This window comes from Rhodoferax potami (genome assembly GCF_032193765.1).
Taxonomy (GTDB): Bacteria; Pseudomonadota; Gammaproteobacteria; order Burkholderiales; family Burkholderiaceae_C; genus Allorhodoferax; species Allorhodoferax potami.
This window is the reverse complement of record NZ_JAVBIJ010000001.1, coordinates 2,437,046-2,448,036: the sequence shown is the minus strand read 5'-3', so window position 1 is coordinate 2,448,036 and position 10,991 is coordinate 2,437,046. Positions and strand designations below refer to the sequence as shown.

Here is a 10,991-nt window from a genome sequence, read left to right as displayed (position 1 = left end):
GCCTCGCCTAAGCCTCGCCGACGCCGATCGGCGCGGGCGCTCGCATCACGATTCGGGTGAACAGCCGGTCGTACACCGGATCGCGCCGGCCCTTGGTGGCCAGCGGGTCGCGGTTAGCCTCGAAGGCTGCGTCCAGCTCGGCCCAGTCCTGGTTGGAGAGGGCGGTCTGGGCCACTGGCAGGATGGCGGTTTCTTCCAGCTGCATGTGGGCTAGGTAAGACTGCACATAGCGGCGCACTGCGGTGTCAAAGGCGGCGCGCCGGCTCTCGCCAATCAGCTCCCAGCCCAGGAGCAGGTGCTGCAGGTCGCGCACCGCCGTTTCGCTTTGGGCGTGGTCGGCCTCGAGTTGGATGATGGCGTCCATCACCTGCGGTGCGACCCTTGCCACCCGGGGAAACAGCAGGTTGGACTCCTTGGGGTGGTGCAGTTTTTCAGGGAACTCATCGATATAAAACAGCATGGCGCGCACGACATCAAAAAACGACTCGGCCTCGTCGCCGGGGCCACGGTCCAGCATCATGGTGAGTGACTGCAGCATGGCCTTGAGCGCGGCATGCTCGTCCCTGATGATTTGCAGGCTGCTTTGTTTCACGGGTGTCTCCTCGGGTCTTTTGCCAGAGCTTCCCATGCCGGCGCGCCATAGGGGTTGATGCAAGTCAACAGAGGCTGCCATGGCTGCCGTGAATCTCTTGCTTGGGTACCATCAAGGGGCACGCTACTCCACGAATTCTTGTCATGACTCCACGCGCTCTTGTTTCTTCCCCCTGGTTTCGCCGTTTGGCGTGGGGGCTCGGTGCTTTGCTGGCCCTGTGGGCGTTGGCCTGGGCAGCGGTTCCGGCACTGGCCAAAAGCCAGGCCCAAAGCCGCTTGGGCGAGCTGCTGGGCCGGCAGGTCACTGTCGGGAGCATTGCGTTTTCACCCTGGTCGCTGGAGCTCACGGTGCGCGATCTTGCGGTGGCCACCGCGGACGGCAAGGGCGTGCAGTTCTCGCTGGACCGGGTGTATGTGGATGCAGAGGCGCAGTCCCTGTTCCGGCTGGCGCCGGTGATTGATGCAGTCACGGTAGATGCGCCCAAAGTGCAGCTCACCCACTTGGGCGACGGCCGCTACGACATTGACGACATCCTCGAGCGACTGAACAAGCCCGACGACACCCCCGCCGGCCCCACTCCCAAATTTGCGGTCTACAACCTCACCCTGAGCCAGGGCAGTGTGGATTACGCCGACCGCGCCGGTGGCGCAGAGCGCCAGCACACCCTGCGGGACTTGCAGATCAGCCTACCGTTTTTGAGCAGCTTCGACTCCAAGCGCGATGTGCTGGTCGCGCCCCGCCTGGCCTTTGTGCTCAATGGCAGCCGCTTTGACTCCGAAGCCGAAGGCACGCCGTTTGCCCAAAGCCGCAAGGGCGATGCCGCACTCACCATCCGCCAGCTGGACTTGGCGCCTTATTTGCCCTACCTGCCCGCCAACTTGCCGGTCAAACCCCAAAGCGCAGTGGTGGATGCCGACATCCAACTGGGCTTTGTGCAGAGCCCGCAAACGGCGGTGACCTTGTCGGGCAGGGTCACTGTGAGCCGCTTGGCGGTGCAAGACACCAAGGGCAAACCACTCTTTTCTGCCGACAGCTTGCAGGTGGGGTTGGCCGATGTGCGCCCGCTGGAGCGCAGCGTGAAGCTCTCGGGCATCACGCTCAACGCGCCAGTGCTGAATGTGGTGCGCGCGGCCGATGGCAGCTTGAACCTGCTGCCACCCGGCCCCGCCAAACCAAGTGCTCCTAAAAAGATAGCTGCTCGCGCAGACCCTGCGAGCGCTAGTGCCCCAAAAGATGCTGAAAAGCCAGCGCCCACCCCCTGGGCGCTCCAGCTGGATACGCTGGCCCTGAAAGATGCATCGATAGATTGGACCGACCAGGTCACTGCCCCCGCTACCCGCTTGGGGCTGCGGGACTTCCAGGCCACGGTCTCCAAGCTGCAGTGGCCCATGAAAGAAGCCGCTACCCTGGATTTGAAGGCCCGCTTGCAAAGCCTGGCTGCGGGCGCCAAGGCACCCGTGGCCCAACTCAGCCTGCAAGGCGAGGGCACGGTCGATGCGGGCAAGGCCGAGGCCAGCGTGTCGGACTTCGGGCTGGGGCTGGTGTCGGGTTATGTGTCGCCCTATTTGGTGCCAACCTTGCGCGGGCAGGCGGATACCCGGGTGAACCTTGCTTGGGACGGCGAGCGCCAGACGGCCATCGTGCAAAAGCTGGCCCTGCGCGATGTGGCGTTGGTGGGCGACAAGCCGGCTGCGGAACCCCGCGTGAATGGCAACAACAACGGCCCCAGCTCAGGCGATATGCCGCAGTTCAAGTTGTTGGAGGTGAGCGATGTGCGGGTGGACACCCAAGCCCGCAGCGCGACGGTGGGCAAAGTACTGTTGCAAAAGCCCAGCACCGGCGTGCGCCGCGACGCAGAAGGCCGCTGGATGTTTGAAAGCTGGCTCAAACCCACCGAAGCTGCTGCACCGGTAGCAGATGCCACTGCCAACAAACCTGCAGCCCCGAAGGCCGCAGACACCAAAACCGTGGTGGCCAAGTCACCGGCCCCATGGAAGCTGAGTCTGGGCGAATTCAAGCTCGAAGAGGGCCACGTGGTGTTCTCGGACCGCCTGCCCGCGCGCCCGGTGCGCCTGGAGCTCAGTAGCTTGCAAGTGCAAGCTAAAAACATCCAGCCCGACGGCAAAAAGCCCATGCCGCTGCAAGTGGCCGCCAAGCTCAAATCCGGCCAGGCCGATGCAGGTAGCCTGCGCTACACCGGCAATGTGATGTGGGACCCGGTAGTCGCCCAGGGTGAGGTAGACATTGCCGATCTGCCGGCCCATGCGCTGCTTGGCTATGCCGGCCTCGGCCTGAACCTAGACGTGCTGCGCGCCGACACCAGCTTCAAGGGCCAGGTGCGCTTTGCTGCGCTTGCCAACGGACCGCAAGTGAGCGTGAAAGGCGACGCCGCGCTGGAAGACTTCAGGGCCAACACGACCGGCAAAGGCGCAGAGAGCCTGGGCGAAGAACTGCTGAGCTGGAAAGCACTGAATGTGCCCGGCATCGACTTCAATATGGCCCCCGGCACTGCCACCCAGGTGCAGGTGCGTGAGGCGGCACTGTCTGACTTTTATGCCCGCCTGATCGTGAACCCGCAGGGCCGTTTGAACCTGCAAGACCTGGGGCAGAGCGCACCGCCTGCGGCCGAAGGCGCCAAGCCGGCAACAACAAGTACAGCTACGGCAACATCAGCAGCGGCCAGTGCCGCAGCACCTGCAGCAGTGGCGTCTGCCACCCGCACTGCATCTGCGAGCCCTGCCGCCATCATCCAGATGGGACCCATCAGCATGGTCAATGGCCGGGTGCTGTTCTCCGACCGCTTCATTCAGCCCAACTACACCGCCAACCTCACTGACCTGACCGGCAAGCTCAGCCGGTTCTCCAACCAGCCCGCCGGTGGCGTGGTGCAATTGGCCGACCTCGAGCTGCGCGGCCGCGCAGAGGGCACGGCCTCTCTGGAGATATTGGGCAAGCTCAACCCGCTGGCAAAGCCACTGGCGTTGGATGTGAAAGGTCTGGTGCGCGACCTCGAGCTCTCACCCCTGTCGCCCTACGCGGTCAAATACGCCGGCTACGGCATCGAGCGCGGCAAGCTGAGTGTGGATGTGCACTACACCGTGCAGCCCGATGGGCAGCTCACCGCTGCCAACAAACTGGTGCTCAACCAGCTGTCTTTCGGCGACAAGGTGGACGGTGCGCCCACCAGCCTGCCGGTCAAACTGGCAGTGGCGCTGCTGGCTGACCGCAATGGCGTGATCAACCTCGACCTGCCGATCAGCGGCTCGCTCAACGACCCGCAGTTCCGTGTGGGACCTGTGATTTGGCAGGTGATTACCAACCTGGTGACCAAAGCCATTACCGCGCCTTTCAGCTTGCTGGCCAATGCCCTCGGGGGCGGCGGTGGCGCAGAGCTCAGCAGTGTGGTGTTTGCCCCGGGGAGTGCAGGCCTGAGCGATGCGGCCCGTGCTGGCTTGGACAAGGTGGCGCAGGCCCTGCAAGACCGGCCGGCCCTCAAGCTCACGGTGGTGGGGTCCGCCAACCTGGAAGCCGAGCGCGATGCGGCCAAGCGTGAAAAGCTCAAGGCGTTGCTGCTGGCCGAAAAGCGGCGCACCACCAGTGCGCAGGGCAAAGATGCCGCTACGGTCACCAGCTACAGCACCGAAGAAATGCCGGTGCTGCTGCGCGCGGTGTACCGCCGCTCCGACATCACCAAGCCCCGCAACCTGGTGGGCCTGACCAAAGACATCGCAGTGGCCGACATGGAGTCCCTGTTGCTGGCCAACCTGAGCGCCAATGAAGACGACATCCGCAACCTCGCATTGCAGCGCGCAGTGGTGGTGAAAGAGTATCTGGCGGGCAAGAAGTTGGCTGCCGAGCGCCTGTTTTTGGGCGCGGTGAAAACCGGTGGCGCAGCGGCCGACGCCAAGCCGCAAGCCGAGTTGGAAATCGGGGGCTAAGCCGCCCGCATGAAAAAAGCCCCGGCAGCCGAAACTGCCGGGGCTTTTTTGCAAGTGCCTGAGAAGGGCTTACTTGGGCATGATCACGGAGTCGATCACGTGGATCACGCCGTTGTCGGCCACGATGTCGGTTTTGATTACGTTGGCGGCATCCACCTTCACACCACCCATGGTGCTGACGGTGATGTCGCTGCCTTGCACGGTCTTGACCTTGCCGGCCTTCACATCTGCAGCCATCACTTTGCCGGGGACCACGTGGTAGGTCAGCACCGCGGTGAGCTTGGCTTTGTCCTTGAGCAGGGCTTCGAGGTCGGCCTTGGGGACCTTGGCGAATGCTTCGTCAGTCGGTGCGAAAACGGTGAACGGGCCCTTGCCCTTGAGTGTGTCGACCAGGCCGGCGGCGCCGAGCGCGGTAGCCAGGGTCTTGAAGTTGCCCGCGCCAACGGCGGTGTCCACGATGTCTTTAGCTTGTGCAGAAACGGCGACACCCAGTGCCAGAACGGAAGCGATCAGCAATTTTTTCATCGGAATCTCCAAAGGGTTGAATTCGGTAGTCCACACCGGAAAATACCGGCGCGAACGAAATATATCCGATTTAGTATCCCTTTGAATTGTGCGGTAATTAAATGAACTGATCGGTAACTTTTTTGATTCCGTTGGTTTTTCAATCGACCATGACCGGCCGCACCTGGCAGGTCAGCCGTGTCTAGCGCTCTTCGATCTTGCCGTCTGCGTGCTTGGCAAAGCGGCCTTTGTCGCGCGGGTGCACGGGGTCATTGGCGCCCCAAGGCCAGCCGCCGAATTCGGTGCGACGGTAGTCGGCGAACGCCTGGTGGATTTCAGCCTGGGTGTTCATTACAAACGGACCGTATTGAGCCACCGGCTCACCGATGGGGCGGGCTTGCAGCACCAGCAATTCAGACTCCGCATCGCCATTCACCAAGGTGCAGTCGTGGTCGGCTTGCACCACCATCACCGACTTCACCGGCACGTCTTCGCCTGCCACTTGCAGGGCGCCACCTTTGAAGAAATACAGCACGCGGCGGGTGTCCGCACTCTCGGCTGCTGGCAGCGTCCACTGCGCGCCGGGACTGAGTTGGATGGTGTAGATGCCGAGGTCACTGCCGGGCTCGCTGGCCCACGAATCCGGGGGTGGTGGCAAGCCCTGCTTGTCACCCAGCTTGCCGGCGATGCACACCACTTCGGTGGTTTTGCCCTGCGCGTCGGTAGCCGTGATGCGGGGAATGTCTTCGTGCCAGAACATGGTGAAGTGCGGCTCGGCCATTTTGTTTTTGGCCGGCAGGTTCACCCAGATTTGGAACAGCTCGGTGGGGTTTGGCGCGTCGGTGTGCAGAAGCGGAAACATCTCGCAGTGCACGATGCCTTTGCCGGCCGTGAGCCACTGCACATCACCGCCGCCAAAGCGGGCGGTAGCGCCCAGCGAGTCCGAGTGGTCGATGCGGCCGTTGCGCACGATGGTGACGGTCTCAAACCCCCGGTGCGGGTGTGAGGGAAAGCCCGGCACGGTGTCGCCGTGGTACATGCTCCAGCCGTCTTTGCCGGCAAAGTCCTGGCCGATATTGCGGCCGGCCAGCAGGGCAGGGTCCGGCGCCATCTGCGCGTTGCCCGCGGGGTAGGCGTCGTTGTGGTGCACACAAAACAAAAACGGGTCCACGGTTTGCCAGGGGAAACCGAGGGGGGCAATGGAGAGCAGTGTTTTCATGGGCTCCATTGTCTTAGCTGTTTCAAGGCCTTGCTGGCGGCCACTAAGATCGCCCCATGTTGTTTTCTTCGTTATGGTCCCGGTGGGCAGTTGTGCTCGTGGGCGCGGCGGCGGTGCTGGCGCTGGATGATGTTGCCCGTCCGGCAGGGCCGCAGCCCGCCCAAGCCGTGGTGCCCGCAGTGTCGGTGCAGGGCAAGCCGGTACAGGCCGCCAGCCTCCAGCGGGTTGCCATGGGCGATGTCCCGATGCCGCCCGGAACCGCAGCCGCCCATGCGAGCAGCTTGTTGCCGATGCCGGCCAGCAGCCCTGCGGCATTGAGTCTGTTTTGGTTCTCGGGTGAGCGCGAAAGCGGCCCGCTGGTGCAAATTGCGGCCACCCAATGGGATCGGGCGTCTGGCCGTTGGTTAGAGCCGCGCTTTGTGGTGAACCGCCACACCATGGGCGATCTGCTGGGCCACGGCATCCGCCGCTTGGGCAACCCGGTGGCGTGGGCCGATGCGAATGGCCGTATCCATTTGTTTGTGGTGGCGACCGGGTGGGGCGGCTGGGCGGCCAGTCGGGTGCTGCACTTGCGCCAGAGCGGCGCCTCCACGGCCTTGCAGGATTTGGCGTTTGAACCTGTGCGAGTGCTGCCCTTGTCTTGGCTTTGGAACACCAGTTTTCTGGTGCGCAATGCGGTAGTGCCGCTACAGGATGGTGGCACCGTGCTGCCGGTGCATTTTGAGTTGGGTTTGAAGTACCCCGCCGCAGTGCGCCTCGACGACACCGGTGAGTTTGCCGGCTTGGTTCGCATGTCCAGCCTGGCCTATCAGTTGCAACCCAGTGTGGTCGTGCGCAGCCCCACCGATTGGGTCGCCCTGATGCGCGATGAACGGCACAACGGCAAGATCACCGCTGTACGCACTTCCGATGGCGGTGCCCACTGGCAGGACCTGCCCGATTTGCCTTTGGGCAACCCAGATTCTGCGGTGGCTACCTTCGGTTTCGGGCCGGACCAGATTCTGATGGCCCACAACCCGACGCCTGAAGGCCGGACCCGCCTCGACTTGAGTCGCAGCCGGGACGGGCTGGAGTGGACCTTGCAGCAAACCCTGCGCACAGGTGGCGGCGATGCCGAGTTTTCTTACCCCGCGATGGCGTGGGCGGACGATGCGCTGTGGTTGGCCTACACGGTAGACCGGGCCACCTTGTCTTGGCAGCGCTTTACTCCCGGGGGTACACCATGAGCGCGCCCGCTTTGCCCGCCTTGGCGGTGATGCAGTGCTGGCTGCATATCGGCTGGGCCTTGGTGCTGGCTGGTGGCGCTGCGGGGCTGTTGGCCCGCCTGCCGGTACCCCGGTGGGTTCGCTTAAGTGTGCCTGCGGCACTGGGTTTGTGGGCCTTGTGGCCCGGTGAACTGTCGGCCGCCTATGGGCTGGGGCTGGCGTTTCAGGCCCCTAGTGGCGTGCTGGCTTTGCTGAGCGCGTGGTGGGGGTGGACCGCACTGCGCAAGGCGCCGGCAGAAGATGTTGCTGCCCATGGCGCGCGCGCTTACCGTGGGGAAACCGGGCTCGTGCTGGCCGGCATTGTGGCGGGCTGGGTCTTGTTACTGGATACGTTTGCGCAGCTACCTTGGTCGGTGTATCCGCTGGGGTTTGGGCCGGCTGCACTGGCAGTGGTGCTGGCCATGGCTTTGGCTCCCTTGTTGCAAGCGGGTGCGATGCGCCGCGGCACGGCCTGGCTGGTTCCGGCAGCGCTGCTGTTGTTTGCGGTGTTCCGCCTCCCGAGCGGCAATCTGTGGGACGCGGTGCTCGACCCGTGGCTCTGGCTTGTTTTGCACATCGTGGCAGTGCGTGGGTGGGTGCGCCGCAAGGGCGCGTGAAGCCTTAGAAGTATTAGGGTTAACCCTACTGTTGAACGCCACAGTAGGCGTTGCAGGGTGTGCGCCGTATCGTTGCGCCCTTTCGCGAATCATGGCGCGCACCGCGTGTCCATGGATTTGCGCTTGGCTTTTTTACGCACATTCCACACTCCACCATGTCTCTATCCACCGGGCGTACTCCGCTCTACAAGTCTCTTTACGTCCAAGTTTTGGCCGCCGTGATTTTCGGGGTGCTGCTCGGGCATTTCTTTCCGCAAACCGGCGCAGAGATGAAGCCTTTGGGCGACGCGTTTATCAAGTTGATCAAGATGATCATCGCCCCGATCATTTTCTGTACCGTGGTGGTCGGCATTGCCGGCATGGAGGACATGAAAAAGGTCGGCAAGACCGGCGGCTTGGCGCTGCTGTACTTTGAGATCGTGTCCACACTAGCCTTGGTCATCGGTTTGGTGGTGGTGAACTTGTTGCAGCCGGGTGCCGGCATGCATGTGGATGCTGCTGCCTTGGACACCAAGAGCATTGCGGCCTACACCGCGCCCGGCAAGATGCAGGGCACGGTCGACTTCCTACTCAATGTGATTCCCAGCTCGGTGATTGATGCTTTCGCCAAGGGGGAGATCCTGCAGGTGCTGTTGTTCTCGGTGTTGTTTGGCTTTGCGCTGCACAAGTTCGGCGGTCGCGGCACCATGGTGTTTGACATGATCGAAAAGACATCGCATGTGTTGTTCGACATCGTGGGCATCATCATGAAGGTCGCTCCCATCGGCGCATTCGGCGCGATGGCCTTCACCATTGGCAAATACGGTGTGGATTCGCTGTTCTCGCTGGGCAAGTTGATGGGCGCGTTTTACGTGACCTGCCTGATTTTTGTGTTCGGCGTGCTGGGCTTGATCAGCCGCTTGCATGGCTTCAGCATTGTGAAGTTTGTGCGCTACATCAAGGAAGAGTTGCTGATTGTGTTGGGCACTTCGTCCTCGGAGTCGGTGCTGCCCCGCATGATGGAAAAGCTGGAGAACCTGGGCGCCCGCAAGTCGGTGGTTGGCTTGGTTATTCCCACCGGCTACTCTTTTAACCTGGACGGCACGTCCATCTACCTGACCATGGCGGCCGTGTTTATCGCCCAGGCGACCGACACCCCCATGGACCTGACCCAGCAGCTCACTTTGCTGGCGGTGTTGTTGCTTACCTCCAAGGGTGCAGCCGGTATCACCGGTAGCGGCTTCATCGTGTTGGCAGCGACTTTGTCTGCCGTGGGCCATGTGCCGGTAGCCGGCTTGGCGCTGATTCTTGGTATTGACCGCTTCATGTCGGAAGCCCGCGCCCTGACCAATCTGGTGGGCAACGGTGTGGCGACGCTGGTGGTGGCCAAGTGGACGGGTGACCTGGATATGCAGCGCCTGACGGAAGGCCTGAACAACCCCACGACCATCGAAGCCCAAGAGCCTGAAGTGCTGTTGGACCAGAAGGTGGCCACCATGGCAGTGAGTGCAGACGCGCGCTGAGTGCGAGGCGACCTGAAAGAGAAAGGGCCTGCGGGCCCTTTTTTTATAGCGGTTTGCGGCCGTTGATCAGGTTCACCAAAATCATGATCACGGCAATGACCAGAAGGACGTGGATAAAGCCCCCCATCGTGTAGGCACTGACCAGCCCTAGGAGCCACAAAACAATAAGCACAAGTGCGATGGTGTAGAGCATGGGTAACTTTCAAAAGGGCGTGCGCTAGTGCACGGCATTTCAGTGTGCGTGCACCCGAGCTGCTTGGCTGTGTGGCAGGGCACACAAGCGCTGGCACAGTGCAGGCATTCGCTATCGGGAACTCTGGCCACGCGCATCGACTCCACCTTTTGTCTTTTCACTCGCTCCCCTTATGCACCGCAGATCCGCACTGGCAACACTCGCCGCCCTCTCCACTACTTTTCGCAGCAGCCTGGCCGGCGCTTCCACACAGCCTTTGTTGCAGGCTCTAAAACCCTCGCCCCGCATGCCGGTGCTGTTTGTCGGGCATGGCAGCCCGATGAATGCGATTGAGGACAACGCCTGGCGCCGCAGCTGGCAGGCCATGGGCAAAGAGCTGTTGGCGCGTCAGGCAAAGCCGCAATTGATCGTGTGCATCTCGGCCCATTGGTTGACGCAGGGTTGGCAGGTCACCGCTATGGCACAGCCGCCAACGATTCATGATTTCGGTGGCTTTCCGCAGGCGCTCCATGATGTGCAGTACCCGGCGCCCGGAGCACCGGCGGTGGCCCGCAGTCTCGCGCAGGAGATCAAGGTGCCGTCCGGCGACAAGCTGGCTTTGGACACCAGCCAATGGGGGTTAGACCACGGCACCTGGTCGGTACTCAAGCCCATGTTCCCTAAAGCAGACATTCCGGTGTTGCAGCTGAGCATGGACTACAGCCGCCCGCCGGCCGAACACTTTGCGCTGGGGCGCCAGCTACATGCGCTGCGCAGTCGCGGCGTATTGGTAGTGGGCAGCGGCAACATCGTGCACAACCTGCGGGCCACCCGCAACGGCGCAGGGCCGAACGAGACCTATGACTGGGGCCGCGAGTTCGACACCGTGGTGCAGGACCAGATCAAAAAAGGCCAGCTCGACCAGCTGCCCAAGTTCCAGTCGCTAGGCGCGGTGGCGCAACAGGCCCACCCCTCGCACGAGCACTACCTGCCCTTGCTGGTAGCTGCCGGCGCGGTGCGGCCGGACGAGATGCCGCGCTTTTTCAACACCGGCTTTCAGTCTGCATCGATCTCCATGCGGTCGGTGCTCTGGGGCTAATCTTCAATTTGCTCCTGTTTTGATAGCTGCTTGCGCATATCTCATGAGCGCCAGGCACTGATTTGATGCATAAGCCCAGTGAGGGGCTGCGGAATCGCCACACT

Annotated in this window: 9 protein-coding genes; 5 read left to right on the top strand and 4 right to left on the bottom strand. The window is 62.5% G+C overall.

Annotated elements, in window-relative coordinates; translation table 11 throughout:
• Positions 1-7: 7 nt before the first annotated feature.
• Positions 8-592 (bottom strand): hemerythrin domain-containing protein, encoded by a 585-nt coding sequence (locus RAE21_RS11740; RefSeq protein WP_313881525.1) that lies wholly within the window; start codon positions 590-592, stop codon positions 8-10.
• 143 nt (positions 593-735) lie between these two features.
• On the opposite strand from RAE21_RS11740, the gene RAE21_RS11735 reads away from it, so the two are divergent.
• Positions 736-4,530, top strand: coding sequence for a DUF748 domain-containing protein (locus RAE21_RS11735; protein ID WP_313881524.1), 3,795 nt, complete (start codon positions 736-738; stop codon positions 4,528-4,530).
• Between the two features lie 69 nt (positions 4,531-4,599).
• On the opposite strand, the gene RAE21_RS11730 is transcribed toward RAE21_RS11735, so the two are convergent.
• Both RAE21_RS11730 and RAE21_RS11725 read right to left on the bottom strand, forming a co-directional pair.
• Positions 4,600-5,055, bottom strand: a complete 456-nt coding sequence (locus RAE21_RS11730) for a fasciclin domain-containing protein (protein WP_313875243.1) — start codon at positions 5,053-5,055, stop codon at positions 4,600-4,602.
• 181 nt (positions 5,056-5,236) lie between these two features.
• Entirely contained in the window at positions 5,237-6,253 is a 1,017-nt protein-coding gene (locus RAE21_RS11725) for a pirin family protein (RefSeq protein ID WP_313881523.1), read from the bottom strand.
• A 56-nt stretch (positions 6,254-6,309) separates the two neighbouring features.
• On the opposite strand from RAE21_RS11725, the gene RAE21_RS11720 reads away from it, so the two are divergent.
• From RAE21_RS11720 to RAE21_RS11710, 3 genes are all read left to right on the top strand, one after another.
• A complete protein-coding gene (locus RAE21_RS11720) occupies positions 6,310-7,479 on the top strand; it encodes an exo-alpha-sialidase (protein WP_313881522.1) in 1,170 nt (389 codons plus the stop codon).
• On the top strand, positions 7,476-8,114 hold the full coding sequence (locus RAE21_RS11715) for a hypothetical protein (RefSeq protein WP_313881521.1): 639 nt from the start codon (positions 7,476-7,478) through the stop codon (positions 8,112-8,114). Before RAE21_RS11720 ends, RAE21_RS11715 begins: the two co-directional genes overlap by 4 nt.
• A gap of 155 nt (positions 8,115-8,269) precedes the next feature.
• Entirely contained in the window at positions 8,270-9,616 is a 1,347-nt protein-coding gene (locus tag RAE21_RS11710) for a dicarboxylate/amino acid:cation symporter (RefSeq protein ID WP_313881520.1), read from the top strand.
• A gap of 43 nt (positions 9,617-9,659) precedes the next feature.
• On the opposite strand, the gene RAE21_RS11705 is transcribed toward RAE21_RS11710, so the two are convergent.
• Positions 9,660-9,809, bottom strand: a complete 150-nt coding sequence (locus RAE21_RS11705) for a lmo0937 family membrane protein (protein ID WP_313881519.1) — start codon at positions 9,807-9,809, stop codon at positions 9,660-9,662.
• Between the two features lie 172 nt (positions 9,810-9,981).
• Between RAE21_RS11705 and ygiD the strand changes: the two genes are divergently transcribed.
• Positions 9,982-10,887: a 4,5-DOPA-extradiol-dioxygenase gene (ygiD, locus tag RAE21_RS11700; RefSeq protein ID WP_313881518.1), complete on the top strand. Its 906-nt coding sequence runs from the start codon at positions 9,982-9,984 to the stop codon at positions 10,885-10,887.
• Positions 10,888-10,991: the final 104 nt, after the last annotated feature.